General features: G+C 60.5%; 16 protein-coding genes. 14 read left to right on the top strand and 2 right to left on the bottom strand.

Features of this window, described 5'->3' with window-relative positions; all coding sequences use genetic code 11:
- Positions 1–869 precede the first annotated feature (869 nt).
- The 9 genes from API01S_RS12470 to API01S_RS12430 all read left to right on the top strand — a co-directional run bounded on the left by API01S_RS12470 (position 870) and on the right by API01S_RS12430 (position 8584).
- Positions 870–1475 carry a lytic transglycosylase domain-containing protein gene (locus tag API01S_RS12470; RefSeq protein ID WP_046803183.1) on the top strand — a complete coding sequence of 202 codons (606 nt, stop codon included), beginning with the start codon at positions 870–872 and terminating at the stop codon, positions 1473–1475.
- Positions 1475–2530: a CpaF family protein gene (locus API01S_RS12465; protein WP_061304660.1), complete on the top strand. Its 1056-nt coding sequence runs from the start codon at positions 1475–1477 to the stop codon at positions 2528–2530. The genes API01S_RS12470 and API01S_RS12465 overlap by 1 nt, the downstream gene beginning before the upstream one ends.
- Positions 2523–2897 carry a hypothetical protein gene (locus API01S_RS12460; protein WP_006216145.1) on the top strand — a complete coding sequence of 125 codons (375 nt, stop codon included), beginning with the start codon at positions 2523–2525 and terminating at the stop codon, positions 2895–2897. Before API01S_RS12465 ends, API01S_RS12460 begins: the two co-directional genes overlap by 8 nt.
- 4 nt (positions 2898–2901) lie before the next feature.
- Positions 2902–3234: a VirB3 family type IV secretion system protein gene (locus tag API01S_RS12455; protein ID WP_006216146.1), complete on the top strand. Its 333-nt coding sequence runs from the start codon at positions 2902–2904 to the stop codon at positions 3232–3234.
- Positions 3225–5858 carry a VirB4 family type IV secretion system protein gene (locus API01S_RS12450; protein WP_006216147.1) on the top strand — a complete coding sequence of 878 codons (2634 nt, stop codon included), beginning with the start codon at positions 3225–3227 and terminating at the stop codon, positions 5856–5858. The genes API01S_RS12455 and API01S_RS12450 overlap by 10 nt, the downstream gene beginning before the upstream one ends.
- Positions 5842–6486 carry a hypothetical protein gene (locus tag API01S_RS12445; protein ID WP_143215254.1) on the top strand — a complete coding sequence of 215 codons (645 nt, stop codon included), beginning with the start codon at positions 5842–5844 and terminating at the stop codon, positions 6484–6486. Before API01S_RS12450 ends, API01S_RS12445 begins: the two co-directional genes overlap by 17 nt.
- 145 nt (positions 6487–6631) lie before the next feature.
- The gene (locus API01S_RS12440) at positions 6632–7258 is read left to right on the top strand and encodes a hypothetical protein (RefSeq protein WP_232294641.1); all 627 of its coding nucleotides are present in this window, start codon (positions 6632–6634) and stop codon (positions 7256–7258) included.
- 32 nt (positions 7259–7290) lie between these two features.
- Positions 7291–7563 (top strand): hypothetical protein, encoded by a 273-nt coding sequence (locus API01S_RS12435; RefSeq protein ID WP_006216150.1) that lies wholly within the window; start codon positions 7291–7293, stop codon positions 7561–7563.
- A 1-nt stretch (position 7564) separates the two neighbouring features.
- Complete coding sequence (locus tag API01S_RS12430) at positions 7565–8584, top strand: type IV secretion system protein (protein WP_006216151.1); 1020 nt, start codon at positions 7565–7567, stop codon at positions 8582–8584.
- A 5-nt stretch (positions 8585–8589) separates the two neighbouring features.
- Here API01S_RS12430 and API01S_RS29185 read toward each other — a convergent pair whose 3' ends face one another.
- A complete protein-coding gene (locus tag API01S_RS29185) occupies positions 8590–8751 on the bottom strand; it encodes a hypothetical protein (protein ID WP_006216152.1) in 162 nt (53 codons plus the stop codon).
- Positions 8748–8960 carry a hypothetical protein gene (locus tag API01S_RS12425; protein ID WP_006216153.1) on the bottom strand — a complete coding sequence of 71 codons (213 nt, stop codon included), beginning with the start codon at positions 8958–8960 and terminating at the stop codon, positions 8748–8750. Before API01S_RS12425 ends, API01S_RS29185 begins: the two co-directional genes overlap by 4 nt.
- 246 nt (positions 8961–9206) lie before the next feature.
- Here API01S_RS12425 and API01S_RS12420 point away from each other — a divergent pair, with 246 nt between their 5' ends.
- The 5 genes from API01S_RS12420 to pilN are packed head-to-tail and all read left to right on the top strand — an operon-like array spanning position 9207 to position 15035.
- Positions 9207–10016 (top strand): VirB8/TrbF family protein, encoded by an 810-nt coding sequence (locus tag API01S_RS12420; RefSeq protein ID WP_006216154.1) that lies wholly within the window; start codon positions 9207–9209, stop codon positions 10014–10016.
- Positions 10016–10987, top strand: a complete 972-nt coding sequence (locus API01S_RS12415) for a TrbG/VirB9 family P-type conjugative transfer protein (RefSeq protein WP_006216155.1) — start codon at positions 10016–10018, stop codon at positions 10985–10987. Before API01S_RS12420 ends, API01S_RS12415 begins: the two co-directional genes overlap by 1 nt.
- Positions 10984–12297, top strand: coding sequence for a TraB/TrbI/VirB10 family type IV secretion system protein (locus API01S_RS12410; RefSeq protein WP_052945932.1), 1314 nt, complete (start codon positions 10984–10986; stop codon positions 12295–12297). Before API01S_RS12415 ends, API01S_RS12410 begins: the two co-directional genes overlap by 4 nt.
- A complete protein-coding gene (locus API01S_RS12405; protein ID WP_006216158.1) occupies positions 12298–13290 on the top strand; it encodes a TrbG/VirB9 family P-type conjugative transfer protein in 993 nt (330 codons plus the stop codon).
- A complete protein-coding gene (gene pilN, locus API01S_RS12400) occupies positions 13287–15035 on the top strand; it encodes a PilN family type IVB pilus formation outer membrane protein (protein ID WP_006216159.1) in 1749 nt (582 codons plus the stop codon). Before API01S_RS12405 ends, pilN begins: the two co-directional genes overlap by 4 nt.
- Positions 15036–15038: the final 3 nt, after the last annotated feature.

The following is a 15038-nucleotide window of genomic DNA, read 5'->3' as shown; positions in this document are numbered from 1 at the left end:
AGCCACTCGACAAAGCAGATCGGGCTGCTAAACGGGCCAGCTAGACGCTTCAGTTGCTGACACGCTACGTCGTAAAGCTCGTCACCGCCTTCCCCACCGGTGGCGGTCTGCCATCCGTCAAATCGGCCAAGCCAGATCAACGCTACAGCGAGCTGCGGTCCACTACACACACGACCAAGTTCCCGGTGCATCTCCGCTTTTGCCTTATCTGGCAACGGCATCGCGTGGGACGGCCAGGTCGGGCGAAACGTGGAATGCCTGAGGTAGTTCATTGGTGTCGGCAGCAGGGAAAATGCGACAAGCCTCGCCGCCAGTCGATACCTGGGTCAACGACCAAACTGGCGTGCCGGCATACGTAACGATCTACGACACGTTGACAAATGCTGCACGTCTTAAAGCGAGCGCGCACAGATCGAGAGCCCAGATCCTTTGCGCTTACTCCTTTCATGCATTTGCCTTCCCCTTCCCCCTTTGGTGTGGCCCTTCCCCCTTAAGCATTTGCGCCTTTTGAGGGCACCTGTTTTAGTGCCCGGCCTTTGGGTAAGCCCCTTCCCCTTCGTAGCGTTTAGTTTCGTTTCTCACAAACGACGAAACACAAGCGTCGCATATTTTTGCAACTACTCGTGAACGTCGTGAACCGCAGGGTAGCTTTTGTTGGCAAACAAGCACGTTTAAAAAAGCCGCTTTAGCACGCAAGCCACATCAAAACAAGCGGGCCGCTACCGTAACGTTTGGATTCTCTTTAATTCACCAAGTGCCAACTTCTGTGGGCGAAGCGAAAGTTCAGCCGTCGGCTTCCCTCGTTGCCGATCCGCTGGCTTACCCGCTGGGCTCAATGCCTGGCGGGCTTTTTTCCTTCAAGGTGCGACGTGCAGCTCCAACCCCGGTTTCGATTCGCCGCAGCCATCGCGATATGGGCCCTGCTGTCTTCCCAGGCGCACGCCGACTGCATTGCTGCCGCCGCCGCTTATCACCGAATTGACATCCAGCTCCTGCAAGCCATCGTGATGCAGGAGTCGTCTGGGCGGGCTGAGGCGGTCAATTGCGCGAATGCAAACGCTTCATGCGACTACGGCCTCGCGCAGATCAACAGCATCCACCTTGAACGCCTAAACCGATTCGGGGTGTCCAAGCAGGACCTCTTCAACCCATGCGTCTCCGCATATGTGGGCGCCTGGATTCTGGGCGAGAACTTTGACCGACTAGGTGTCACCTGGGACGCGGTCGGCGCGTACAACGCGGCTAGTCCGGCCAAGCGAGCTGCATATGCCAACAAGATTCAGGCGAAGCTCAACGCAATTCGAGCCGGCACGCTAGTACCCGTACACGTCCCCTTCTCGCCACGAGCGGTCATTGCGCAGACAGCGGGCAGGTCACCGTCAGTTTCGACCACCGCTTCCAACGCCGCCGAAGACCTGTCTGCACAGACCTCAGCCGCGGGGTCAATTGTTCGAAATGAAGAAGAGGCACGCTAATGGACGCATCCACTAGCTACGCCGAGGGCATCCTGCGGCAACACCTGAGTGCCATCGAGCCTTACCTCACCTCCAATGAAGTGAACGAGGTAATGGTCAACGCGGCAGACGACATCTGGGTAGAAGAGCGTGGCGTCATGCGCAAAGTGGACGCTTCCCTGAGCGAAGAACAGGTCGACCGAGCAATCACATTAATTGCGAGCAAGAACGGCAAGGCGAATTCGCCCCTGCTCGACGCGCGCTTGCCAGGCCTTCGTATTGCCGCCGCGCGAAAACCCACTGCTCTTCGAGGATCAATGCTCTGCGTACGCCGATTTGCGGCGAGGCGGATCTCCCTGGAAAGCTACGTGGAGAGCGGCGCCTTCGACGTGGTCAAGCAGGATCCGTCGCAATCCGCAACCGACCAGCAAGAGCAGGCATCCCTCAAGCACGCCATGCGGCATGGCGGCGGTGCACTCCGCGACTTCTTCCAATGGGTCATCGAGCGGCGGCACAACATTGTCCTCAGTGGCTCCACCTCCGCTGGCAAAACAACGCTCCTTAACGCCCTACTCGACCTTGTGCCCAGCTCGGACCGGGTCATCACGGTAGAGGACACCGCCGAGCTCCGCTTGAACGTACCCAATCACGTCGGCCTTAAAGCGAACCAGGCACTTGGCGTCAGTGTGCGCGACCTAGTCCGCCTCAGCCTTCGATGCCGGCCAGATCGAATCGTGCTGGGAGAGGTTCGCGGCGCCGAGTCCTTTGATCTATTGGACGCCTTAAACACTGGGCATCCGGGCAGCCAGGTATCGCTGCACGCCGACTCCAGCGCGATGGCTCTGCCCCGCTTGGAGTCGATGCTGAGGATGGCACCAGAAACACAGAACTGGCCTCTGCATGACCTCCGCCGCCAGATCGCGTCCACATTCAGATTCGTTGTCCACGCCCAGCGCGTCGGCTCATCCAGAGGCCCGCGTGAGATCAGAGAAATCCTGGGCGTCGATTCGAATGGGTTGTATCAGACCCGCTTGTTGTTTTCGAAAATCCAACTCCAGGACCAACACTATGAATAGCCCCCGATTGAACCAGCTCCGTCAATGGTTCCGTGGTCGCGCCCTCGCCAAGCCGGCGGACAAGCTGCTACTGGCCGGTTATGCCGCGAGCGCACTCGTTGCGCCGTCCCCTGCGTTTGCACAGTCCAGCATCTTCGGGGGCCGCCTGTGCACCGCGTTTCAAGCGGTCGTGAACAACGAGCTGATCTCGGTCGTTGTCCTCGTCGCCTGCGTCGGCGCGATCTTGATGTGGCTGCTCGATGACGGTCAATCGAAGGTAAAGGTGTTTGCTCTGCGACTGGCCGGCGGCATTGCGTCGATCTTCGGCATCGCCACCATTGTCGCGCTCGTATCCGGGCGGAATCTGATGTGCACCATCGGCGCTTAAGGCAATGGAAGAACGCGACCCAGTCGACGAGCTAGAGGTGGAGGTCGACCAGGCCCTCATCGAAAAGCGGCGCATCATCGGCCTCGATCGACGAGCTGCCGGCGCGTTCCTGTTGCTTGCGCCGCTAGTGGTGCTTATCAGCCGCAGCTTCTGGATGGCGCTCATAGCCATACCGATGTACCTCGGCATCCGCTATGTGATGCGCAAGGATCCAGACAAGATCGACGTGTACCAAGCCTACAAAACTCAACACGATCACTATGTTCCCCGCGCTACACGCACTCAGAAGCGAAACAAGCGCCCGTTCGGCTTCGGCAGGGACTTCCCATGCTACTGACTGAAAAAGACGGCTACCTGCTCGATGCCGGCACACTTGGCGAAATCGAATCAGCGCGAACACAAGGTTTGGCGTCCACTGCCGAACTGCTTCCGTGGATGTTCCGCTACAACGAGCAGGTCGTCGTCAACAAAGATTCGGCGTTGATGGCCTGCTTTGAGTACACCGGCCCAGACACCGACAGCCAGTCGTCAGCACAGTTGCTGGGGCTCATGCACCAGGCTGAACATGCCTTCCAGGTTGCGAGCCGCAACCCGCTGACATTTTGGTTCATCACGCATCGACGCCGGAGCGACCCCTACGCGCCCGCCTCAATGCCTGACCCATACTCGCAGATCGTCGAAGACGAGCGCAGCAATGCCTTCAAGACAAAGTCGAACTACATCAATCGACACTACCTTGCCATTGCCTTAAGTGCCTCCGCAGGCCTGGACCGTGTGGCAGGACGGTTCTTCCATGCTATGGCACATGAAAAGGTGGGCCCGTTCCGCGCAGTTATGCACGCTCTGCGCGGGATCTGGTCTGACCAAGCTGACTTCGCCTACACCTCCGTGGAGCTGGCGGCCGCCGTGAAAGACTTCGAAGAACAGCTCACCCGCTGGAGGGCCAGTCTACCCGCCTTGACTCTCACACGCCTGGCCGGCGAGGAGCTTGGCGGGTTTCTCGCGTCCTGCGCCGCCCCAGCGGCACCCCGCCGCGCGTCGGTCGCCATGGTCGACTTTCTCGACGAGTCCATGTCTCACGGGGAGGTCATTCCCGCCGAAGACTACATTCTTTTCAAGGCTGAGGGCCGCAAGCGCATTGGCGTGGTTACAGCGATACCCGCCGCTCATCAGTTCTACCCGGCACGCCTCCGGCCGCACGCGCTGGACGATCTACTCAAGGTCCCCGGTGAACTGACGATCAGCCACGTCTATCGAATTCAGGACGCCGACGCCAGCGCCAGGATGATCGACCAAATGGGCTCGTACCACCGCACGAACGCACTCGACCTGCGTGCACTGGCTGCGGTTGCCGCGAACTCCGGAGATCCTAACTACGCTCCGCGCGAGGACAAGGGCCGAGTTGAAGCCGCTGACGAAACGGAAGACTTAAAAAAGGGGGTAAGCCGCGGAAAGACCTCCTACGGACAATACACCCTGAGCGTCACATCGCTATCGGCTCCATTCCACAGCGACCAAGTCGAGGAGTGGGACGCCGCCATGGAGCAGGCTCGAACGACGGCCGGAAAGGTCGGAGACGCGCTGATCGGCGCGAAGTTTTTACCCCTGGTTGAGACCTTGGGCGCGCTGTCTAGCTGGACGGCATCCATACCGGGCGCCTGGCGCGATATTGCCCGCTGGGCGCCTTTGCGAGCTGCCGTAGTAGCACGCGCCGTACCTCTTCGAACGGTGGCCCAAGGCTCGAAGGAGAATCGCCACCTGGCCGCTACGATGAAACAGCCGTCGCCGGCCTTGGCTGGGCTGCCGACCGATTACGGCACGCCGTACTTCTGGACTGGCTTCTATCACGATATAGGACACACGTTGGTGTCTGGTGAAACGGGCTTGGGAAAGACCACGATCGTCAATCTGGGGTGGACACTGTTCCGGAAATACCTCGGCTCTGACGTCTTTGTCTTCGACAGGACGTTCTCAAGTCGCATTCCCATCATGATGCAAGGAGGCGTCTACTGCGATCCAGAAGACTCCAGCGAAGGTCGACTGACTGTCAATCCTCTGTCCCTCATCGGCGACGTCCGACACCTGAAGTTCGTCAAGGATTGGATCTGCATGCTCGCTGAGCGACGCGGATATGTGGCAACGAGCGCCGACCGCGAGGAGCTCGAAAAGGCGATTCTGGCGACACGCCAACTGAAACGGAAGGACTGGCGGCTGCACGCGGTGCATGTGCAGCTCTCCGTAGGTTCGTTCCAGAACGCCCTTTCCGAGTGGGTCGGCGAGGCCTTGAACGCGCGCTGGTTCGACAATGCTTTGGACATCTTCGACGAGATCGCGGCAGGTCGCGCGGCCGCCGTGCTGGGCATAGAAATGGGAAAGCTCTTGGCACAGCCCGATGTCCTCATCCCTTACCTCATCTATTGCTTCTATCGCATCCAGGATCGAATCGAGAGCCGCCGCAACTCGGGCCTGATCGCCCCGACGTTCATTGGGCTGCCCGAGGTGTGGGGATTCCTGGAGGAACCAGTCTTCGCGCGCAAGCTCGCCGAGTGGATCGACACCCTTCGAAAGCTTCTCGGATGTGTGTGGATGGACGCACAGTCGCCAGAGCGATACATCAACTCACCGATCTACGCATCAATTCGCGACAACGTGCCGAACCGCATCATCCTGCCGTACCCCGCGGCAAAAACGTCTCCGTCTCTGCGCAAGGCGTTTACCGAGCTGGGCTTGAACCCGCAACAGATCGATCAGTTGGCGGAAGGGACGCCCAAACAAGACTACTTCCTGACGCAGAAAGACGGGTTCATGCGCAAGGTCGCTTTGAGGTTGGATCCACGCTCGTTGGCGGTGCTACGAAGCGAACTAGACGCCCAGGCGCTGTTCGATCACCACAGAGCGTCCGGCCGGCAAGACTGGCGCGAGGCATATTTTGAAGAGGTTGTCCGTGGATCAAATCCGTAAATCCGTTGCGCGGCTGATGGCCGCGCTGCTGTTGCTCACGGGCGCCCTGCCCGTCACCGCTGCTCTGCCGCAGCTTCCAGACACGTCCGAATATGAGCCCGGCGGTTCGGAATGGGGATGCGGCGTGCTGTTATGCCTTGCCGGGCTTAAACCGCCGAGCCAATGCAGCGGCTACCTCAACCGACTCTGGCGTGTTCTCAACGCGATTCCTCCGGGACCGTTCCCCACCTGCGCGATCGCTGGGGCAAACAACTACGCCAAGAAGTCGCGCGAGCCCTATGACCTTTGTCCCGAAGGCCACGAGCCGGCGCGGCGCGGCCAGGTCGTCGCCCAGGGCACGCCTACCGGCGAGACCAAGCCATTTCGTCCCAAATATCTACTCCAAGGCACCTACGCCACATCAGAGCCCACTACCGATGAGGGCAGCGGGCCCGGTGAACGCGCGTGCGTGAGCGGATACGTTGGCCGTTACGACGTCTGCGACAACTGCGGACCCGGCGGTGACGCTGGCGGTGGAGTCCCGACCACCGTCAACGTCTACAGCAGCGTCGTGTGGTTGCCCTACAAGGGTCCCCGTGCGATCGACGTCATCATCGATGGCGCGATCTACAACCGTGTTCACTACTAAGGTACCGACTATGCACTCTCCCTCTCGCAGGACGGCCCTCCGTGCTGTCGCAGCTGTCGCGTTGACTTGCATTGGGACCGCATCTAGGGCGTCGGGGATTCCGACGTTCGACGGCGCGAACTTTGCACAACAGCTGCTGAGTGTGATGAACCAAACTCAACAGCTCACGCAGCAGACCATGATGGTGAAGCAAAACCTCACGAACCTGCAGAGCCTGGGCGGAAACGTCCTCAGCCTGGCCGAACAGGCATATGGCGGTCAGGGGGTCGCGATGCGGGACCTCGCTTCCAGTGTCTCCGATCTATACCAAGCCGGAGCGCAGCTCCAGCGAATGTACGACAGTGCAAGTGCCGAGATGAAGTCTCTCGACATGACTCCCGAGCGCTGGGGAACGGCTTACGTCCACCTGGCGCAAACCAAGGGCGGCGCGTACCGCAAGCAGCTCGATCAGGACTTCGCCACCATGGAGGCGTTTTCCTCCCGAGCGGCCAATCTTCGGCAGTTGTCGCGCCAAATTCCCGGAATCGAAGGCAACGTGCAGGGCCTGCAACTGCTCAATCAGCAGTCAAGCGTACTCGCCGGTGAGCTTCTTGAAATGCGCAGCCTAATGCAACGCCAGGTCGTGCTCGACCTGCAGGACCGCGCGACCAAAGAGGACCTGAACAAGCTTTCCGTGGAGGGCGCTCAGCAGCGGTACGACGCGGTGGCCAAGGAGGCCGCGAACAAGCGCTCGGCGATCGGAAAAATGCAAAGTCTCGATTTCGGTCTGTAGCGATGACGGGTAAGCCTCTCCGAAGGGTACTTATGGCCCTCTGCCGCAGCCGCCGCGAGCTCCGCATCGTATGCAAGGAACGCCGCCGCTACCGCGTGGAGATAGCAGCACGCGGGCGCCTCGACCACAAGCCGATGCGGGCGGCTGCGAAGTCAATGCGGTTGTCGCTTGCCATCGCGATCGTGCAAATCGACTGTACGTCCCCAAACGCGCTTGCCGGCTTTATCGCCGTCTTCTTCGTGTCGGCCGCGCTCTTTGCGCTCGACGCGGGAGTGCGCGCCCTCGGTTGGCAATTCGGAGGCTGACATGGACGTCGCCGCTCTATTCAATCAGGCATTCTCCGCAGTAAACACGGCCGGTTTCGCAATGGCCGATATCTTTGCGGAAGAGGGCCGGGTCATCCTGGCTGTAGGCGCGGCGGGGACCGGCATCTGGTTCCTGCTGCGCGACTACTTTCTCGCCAGCGACACCGTCAAGTTCCTTGTGAGCCTGTTCAATCTGGTCCTGCGGATGGGTGTGGTGCTGGTGATTGTCCAGAGCATGAACGGCGTCCCGCGGGACATGTTCGTCACCGCGACCCAGGAGGCGGCGACCAAGATTACTAAGGGTTCAGCCAACCCTGTGGAAATCCTGAAGCTGACGATGGACACCATCTCGCTTATTGCCGACGGCAAGCGAAAGGAGTCAGAGAAATCGCTGTACTGCAAGATGCACGGTGGCTGGTCGCTGAACCCGTTGGACTGGATCATTGACTCGCGACCTTCCGAGTGTGTCAGCAAGGATGAAATCGGATTCTTTGAGATTCTGAAGAACCTGCCGATCATCCTGGTGATTTTCCTTTGTCAGGTTTTGGCGATCATCGCGATGGTGCTTATGTCCATTGCGTTCATCGTCGTCCTGCAGATGTCGTACGTGATGCTCCAGCTCGGCCTCGCACTCGGTCCATTGCTCGTCGGACTATCGATCATTCCCGCGGTGTCGTTTCTCTTCGACGGCTGGCTACGGTTCATGATCGCTGCGTCTCTGCAACAGCTAGTCGCGTGGTTCGTGGCCGTCCTCGTGACAAAGGGAATTGTGCCAACTCTGGTCGGCTTTTACGACAAGATTGACAGTAGGAAAGAGGCTGATCTCTATTTTGCTTCGAACGAGATTGCGATGATCGCCATCGCCCTACTCGGGTTCATTGCAGCCTTCATGATGTGGCAAGTTCCAAATCTCGCACAAGGCTTGGTCTCGGGCGGGGGGTCAAACGCACAAAGCTTTGGACGCGGAATGGTGGGCCGGGGTATGGCCGCGAAGATCTTGCGAAGCGGAGGCAAGCGATGAAGTGCTCAGCCTTCGCGCAGCTCCCGGTCCCACTCTTCTTCCCACTCTTTGTCGAAGCGGTCGGCGTACGTCTCGCCTGCGTTATCGGCACGGCCGGACGAGGCGTACCCCTTCATGAAGGCGCGTGCCATAAGCGCCAGAACAACGATGCCCAAAAATCCACTCATTTCTTACCTCCAGCAGATGCGTTTGCGGGGCAATCCATGCCCGCCAGGCAAAGCGGCGTCATCTGCTTGATGGCCTCCCGCTTGGCGACGCTCGACTGCTCAATCGACGTCGCAGCAGCGGGACCCTGCGGCTTCTGCAGTGCGAAGACCGCCGCGCCGCCTGCAATTGCGATGGCTGCGACAAGCAAGACGATTTTTGCTTTGGACACGGAAGACACCCCATACGTTTCTTGTTCGATGGATCCGAGTCTACCAAACGGCAACTCGAATCACTCTGGTATGGAGGGCCTCCCCAAGGGTGCCCTGCCCGCTGGTGTGGCCGACATTTCTTGCGGCCAAAGATCGAACTCACGCCATCAGTTTATCCCTTCATACGGACTTTCTTCAAGAGATAAGTGCATCCTCCGATTCCAGAGCCGGATGCGCACGCTTAACTCACATCGCCGAGCCTAACCATGCCCTTCAAACTCACGGGCCGATTCTTGCGCCGCCGTCGCCCTGACCTGCGTCCCTTAGAAACTGCGGCTCCAGCCGCAACGCAGGTCGCCACGCCCGAATTCGATACGCACGCCCTGCCTCTGACCGAACGCGCACACCGTCTCTACTACGCGGTGTTTCAACGGCCATTACAGCAGGCCGACCGCTCAGCGCTCGTCGCGTTCGCGTTCTTCCTATTGGCGCTTATTGAGGGCATCGCGCTTTATCAGTTGGTGCCGCTTAAGCAACAGACGCCCTACTTTGTGGAGTGGGATTCGCGATCCGGCGCGGTCTGGATCTCCGACCGCGTTGCCGAGCGCTTCACGCCTGAGACTGCCAACAAGACGTTCTTCCTGCGTCAGTGGGCTACCTGGTTGCTAACCATTAAGCCGAATCCGTCCGACTCCATCGACGTGGACATTCCAAAGGCTACGCGTTGGACGATCGGCACCGCGACCGACCAGGTCACGAACTACTTCTCCAAGGTCGACCCGATCGGGGTTCGCATTGCCGATCAACAGGGCCTGACGCGAGAGGTCACCGAAAACTCGACGACATACAGCGTCGACGGCAAACAGGCCTACATGCTTCTCACCCTACAGGAGCGAGTCAATGGGAAGGAATTCGGAGAACCAAAGACAAAGCTTCTGACGATGCGGTTCCTTCTCTCGACCGACAAACAGGCGATCGACGAACAGCGTTCAAACCCACTCGGCGTCAAGATCGAGTGGTGGACGCTCACAGACTATTTTGGCCCCACAAGCGTCCGAATTCAGGGAGCTCAGTAATGCGTCACGCCCTTTCCCTCATTGCGACGATTGTTGGCCTGCTCTGCATCGGGGCGCCAGCGCACTCACAGGAAAGTGACGTCCGTACGGAAGTCGCGCAGGCTCAGAAGCGCGCCAGCACAGGCCCGAACGCAGCGGTTCCTATGCCGCTCGATGCTCGATTGGTCACGTTCAACTTCGATCGTGACTACGACTATCCCGTGCTCATGCGTCCATTCACGATGGTTCACCTTGAGTTCGCGCCAGGCGAGATTCTCAAGGGGTACTACGCATCCGATACCAGCGCGAGCCGCTGGACCTTCAAGCCTGCGCGGACTAAGCGTGACTTGTTCGTGATGTCGAAGGGCGACAACCTGCTCAATACTGCAACGATCATCACGAATCTTCGAACCTACCAAGTGACGTTTGTATCTGCCTCCAAGGGCTCCTACTACAAGCGCGTCAATTGGGCTGGAGACGCAGATCAAGATCTCGCCGCAGCGGGCTTCGACACATTCGGCGGTAACGGGCCTATGCCGAGCCGGACAAATGGGCCGATGGGTGGATCAGAATGGGACGCGCCCGCGCCCTCCCCTTCCCGCACGTCGCCTTCAGCTCGCGCCGACCAAGGCAGCCGGCCGGCGGACATCGTCGACATCTCCAAGGCGAATTTCGACTATCGCATTGATGGCAGTGCCCCGTTCAAGCCGGCCATGGTGTTCGACGATGGCAAGTTCACCTGGATACAGCTTCCCGCTGACGTACAAGAAATTCCCGCCATCTTTGCACTCGGCGCTGACGGTACAGCAGAGCTCGTCAACTTTACCGTGCGCCGCAACTACTTCGTGGTTCAGCGCCTATTCCCCGACGGCGCGCTGCTGAAGCTGCGGAAGGATGAAGTCCGCATCTTCAACCGCCGCGGCAAGGCATGTGGTCTCTTCGGCTGCGGCGTCTCCGGCGTCAAGAACCTGAACAACGCGACATATCAATGAGCGCTCAAACCACCACAACGAACGGCCCGGCGCCCCAACGCCGCACTGCGGTGTCGCGTGGCCTAATTAAGATCGTGCTGATCACCTTCATCGTGGTCGTATTGGGCTTCGTGCTTGTCCGACGAATCGCAGGAATAGCGCCCGAGTCCGCTGCAGAGGCCCGCGCGAAGAAGGAGGAACAGGAGCGCGCCGCAAAAGAGGCGGGCAACCCCTTCGCGGTGCAGCGGCTGATCGCTGACCAGCTTCGCGACCGGCTGGCCAGAAACGATGATGAAGCGCCACCTCGCTCACAAGCGCCGGCACAACAGCCGGCAGCGGAGGCTTCTAACCTCACGCCGACGCGCACAGAGGCCGATGCCAAGCGCATCGAGGACCATCGCAATACGACGGCAGTTGCACAGCACGAAGACCTTTCGGGTATTGAAATAGGCTTCTGGGAGGCACAGGACCAGGACGAGCCCGCCAGGTCTCCCCCAATTGCAACGACCAACCCTGATAGCGCACTCCGCGATGTTGCAGCGGTCGCTGCCGCCGCCGGCATTGACACCAGCGGCTTCGCACCCCCGGCTGCTGCCCGGATGCAGTCTGGCGGCCAGTCGGCCAACACGGTTGGCCAAGTCGTCGGGCCGCAGGCCAATCCGGCCCGCCCAAGAGGTGGTGCAGGCGACATCAAGTCGCCCTTGTTCGCGTCTGCAGCTCCATCGCCCTACTACATCCGGGAGGGTTGGATCATTCCCGCAGTGATCCAGCAGTCCTTGAACACTGACGCCCCTGGAACCTTCCGCGCCATGGTGACCTCGGACGTCTACGACAGCCTGCGCGGAGAGCACCTCCTGATTGAGCGAGGCACGGCACTAACCGGCGAGGTCAGTACGGACATCGCCGAGGGGCAGAGTCGCATGATTATGTCCGTCAACCGAATGGACTTCCCGAGCGGCGGCCGAGTCGCGCTTGGGGGCTGGGACATCTCCGATCGCACTGGCGCCGCCGGCATTGCCGCGAAGGTTGACGACCACTTCTGGGAGCGATTCGGTAGCGCATTCGGGGTCGCAGCAGTCGCCGCCCTGGCGGGTCGGTATGACAACAGCCAGAACGTGACCATCAACGTGGGCAGTGGAAGCTCGAATAACGGCAATGCAACGTCCACGCTTACCGGGACGGCGGGGCAGGCTCTCAGCGACACCGTCCGCCAAATCCTCCAACGCAATCAATCGATCAAGAGGACTCTCACGCTTGAACCTGCCGACAAGATCAACATCGTCGTCGCGCGAGATCTCGTGCTTGACCCGAACATAGTCAGGAGCTACTGAATGCAGCAACGCCTCACCCATCTACTCGCGACTGCATGGGTCGCGCTGCTAGCGCCAGCCGCAACCATGGCACAGCCGGAGATTGCGGCCCCAATCCCCGCTGTCTACGAATTCAACTGGAAGCAATCCGGAGACAGTGGCATATCGCCCGTGCAGATCTTCGATAACGGACAGCGGGTCTATCTGCAATTCGCCCCTGGCACCGAGATCCCCGCCATTTTCGCCGATGCTCCGGGCGGCAGAATCCTGCTCGCATGGGAGTCGCAGTCACCCTATATCGTCGTGCCTCATATGGAGTCGCGTCTGGCGTTCAGGCTTGGCAAGCGAGAGGCGCTCGCGTGGCGTGCGGGCCTCCCGCCTGAAGGCAGCTATACCGGTATGGCCACGCCCGCGCGCTTGACGGGCAGCGCAGCGACGCCGGCGACGAGAGAACAGTTGGCATTCCGGCGCACAGCGGCCGACGCCGCTGCAGGGCCCGATCCCTCGTATCGGCCCATCGTTGTTTCCATGCCCCCCTTGCAAGCGCCCGTTAAAGCTCCCGCCCAACCTATTGTGGCCTCTGTCCCGGATGGCTCTAGCCTGTCCGCATTCATGAGCGCCGCGATCGGCGGGCCGCTACTGACCCAGCTGGCGGCCGAGCCTGGACTCGCCGCCAATGCCGCTGCGCCAGCAGTCGCCCCGCCCTCCGCCATTGCAACCGTTGACGTGAGCACGGTCGCGGCAACTCCGGCTCCGCCGCCCGATCGGTCCTGGCAAGCCGAAGTCGGAAAGACCGTTCAGCAAACGCTCGACGCCTGGGCGCAGGAAGCTGGCTGGCAACCCGTGAAATGGCAGCCCGATTACGACTACGTCATCGAGGCCCAGGCTTCCTTCCGAGGCGAGTTCTTGGATGCAGCCAACGATCTGCTTTCAGCGTATGACGCAGCGAAAAGGAAGTTCCGAGGGCTCGCATATCGGGACAACAAGGTACTGGAAGTGTGGGAGAAGAAATGATGAAGAAAGCACTCGTCTTCGCGATCGCCGTAACGACAGCTCTATCCGGATGCGCCCTGCAACGAATCAAAGATACCGAGGCTCGTGTAGACGATGCCTACGGCGAGCACGCCGCCAGCGCGGAAAGCCTGCGCAAGACGCGCGATCGGGCTGTGGAAGTGATCGATCGTCCCTGGGTGTCCAAAACGCCCATCAGCCGGCCGTCTGCTGCCGCGTATCCCGCACCCCTGCAGTGCCCGATCACGTTCGTGCCGATGGCACCTATCAGCGTCTTTGAGTTCGGGCAGACGGTCACTGCGTTATGTGGGGTCCCCGTGCGAGTCACGCCTGACGCGATTGCGGCCCTGAGCGGTGGCTCCCGTGCGGCCAGAGCGCCAGACATGACCCCACCTGGCGCCAACGGTGGCCCCATGCCGCCAGGTGGAGTCAGCGCGCTCGGTGGCGCGGCGGCGGCGCCCTCGATGTCGGCGCGCGACACGACGATCTCCGGCATTCGGTGGGACGGCAAACCCCTCCCCGGCCTGCTGGACGCCATCACCGCCCGACTCGGGCTCAGTTGGACCTTCCGCGACGGCACGGTCCTGATCCACTACTTGGACACCAAGGTCTTCCGTGTGTACGCGATCCAGTCTAAGACCAACATGCAGTCTGTCGTCCAATCCGGCACGCAACTCGCATCTTCTGGTGCCGGTGGCCAGGGCGCCACTGGCGCCACCTCGTCCTCTGGCGCAGGCGGCAGCACAGTGTCCGGGGGATCCACGCAGACCACTATGGTCTCGATTGAATCGAACCTGGCAGAAGACGTAGATCGGATGGTCAAGAGCATGCTCACGCCAGGCCTGGGGCAATCGAGTCTGTCGGTAAGCACCGGAACCATTGCCGTTACCGACACGCCTGACGTGCTCGCCCGCATCGCGGCGTATCTGAAGACCGAGAACCGGAACATCACACGGCAGGCTCTCTTCAACATCACCGTGGCGGTCGTGCAGCGCACGGAGACCGACGACCAAGGGCTGGACTTGACCGCCGTATACAAGTCGCTCAACGGCAATTATGGAATTACGGTCGCCAACGCATTTACCGCCGCTTCCAGCGCTGGCTCAGCCTCGATAGGCATTCTGGACACCGCGACTGGCACGGCGGGCCAATTTGCCGGATCAAAAGCCATTCTCCGGGCCCTATCGAGCCAGGGTCGCGTGTCCATCGTGACGCAGCCATCTGTAACCACGCTGAACTACCAGCCAGTTCCTGTTCAAGTCGCAAAGCAGACAAGCTACCTGGCCGCCGTTTCCAACACCGCCACGGCTCAAGTGGGCTCGACGTCGGCACTAACGCCCGGAACGGTCACGACGGGCTTTTCGATGGATCTTCTGCCGTTCATGATCGACAGCGAACAGATGCTCCTTCAGTTCACGATGAATCTGTCGACCGATCCGCGCTTGCGCACTGTCACGAGCGGCGACAACTCGATCGAAGTGCCCGAGGTAGACAGCCGGATCTTTTCTCAACGCGTGCGCTTGCGCTCCGGCCAGACACTAATTCTCTCCGGCTTCGAGCAGAACGTGGACAGGGGCAACAGGAGCGGCATGTTTAGCCCGTCAAATTGGCTCACCGGAGGCGGTGGCTCGACCAACAACCGGCGTGAAGTGGTGGTGATCCTCATCACTCCGATTGTTCTGGAAGATGACTCCGCGTTCGACGAGGGCGCCGGCGCAACCGGCGCGCTCCAAGCAAGAGCGAGCTGAGGT

The sequence above is a fragment of the Achromobacter piechaudii NBRC 102461 genome (assembly GCF_001571245.1).
Classification (GTDB): Bacteria; Pseudomonadota; Gammaproteobacteria; order Burkholderiales; family Burkholderiaceae_B; genus Achromobacter; species Achromobacter piechaudii.
Note: the sequence above shows the minus strand (reverse complement) of the source record. Positions and strands in the feature narration are given on the sequence as shown.

Excerpts from the sequence above, each read along its gene's own strand:
- API01S_RS12420 (WP_006216154.1), top strand. The coding sequence starts at position 9,207 with ATGCCCTTCAAACTCACGGGCCGATTCTTGCGCCGCCGTCGCCCTGAC.
- API01S_RS12405 (WP_006216158.1), top strand. The coding sequence starts at position 12,298 with ATGCAGCAACGCCTCACCCATCTACTCGCGACTGCATGGGTCGCGCTG.
- API01S_RS12465 (WP_061304660.1), top strand. The coding sequence starts at position 1,475 with ATGGACGCATCCACTAGCTACGCCGAGGGCATCCTGCGGCAACACCTG.
- API01S_RS12450 (WP_006216147.1), top strand. The coding sequence starts at position 3,225 with ATGCTACTGACTGAAAAAGACGGCTACCTGCTCGATGCCGGCACACTT.
- API01S_RS12415 (WP_006216155.1), top strand. The coding sequence starts at position 10,016 with ATGCGTCACGCCCTTTCCCTCATTGCGACGATTGTTGGCCTGCTCTGC.
- API01S_RS12435 (WP_006216150.1), top strand. The coding sequence starts at position 7,291 with ATGGCCCTCTGCCGCAGCCGCCGCGAGCTCCGCATCGTATGCAAGGAA.
- API01S_RS29185 (WP_006216152.1), bottom strand. The coding sequence starts at position 8,751 with ATGAGTGGATTTTTGGGCATCGTTGTTCTGGCGCTTATGGCACGCGCC.
- pilN (WP_006216159.1), top strand. The coding sequence starts at position 13,287 with ATGATGAAGAAAGCACTCGTCTTCGCGATCGCCGTAACGACAGCTCTA.
- API01S_RS12455 (WP_006216146.1), top strand. The coding sequence starts at position 2,902 with ATGGAAGAACGCGACCCAGTCGACGAGCTAGAGGTGGAGGTCGACCAG.
- API01S_RS12430 (WP_006216151.1), top strand. The coding sequence starts at position 7,565 with ATGGACGTCGCCGCTCTATTCAATCAGGCATTCTCCGCAGTAAACACG.
- API01S_RS12410 (WP_052945932.1), top strand. The coding sequence starts at position 10,984 with ATGAGCGCTCAAACCACCACAACGAACGGCCCGGCGCCCCAACGCCGC.
- API01S_RS12440 (WP_232294641.1), top strand. The coding sequence starts at position 6,632 with ATGAACCAAACTCAACAGCTCACGCAGCAGACCATGATGGTGAAGCAA.
- API01S_RS12460 (WP_006216145.1), top strand. The coding sequence starts at position 2,523 with ATGAATAGCCCCCGATTGAACCAGCTCCGTCAATGGTTCCGTGGTCGC.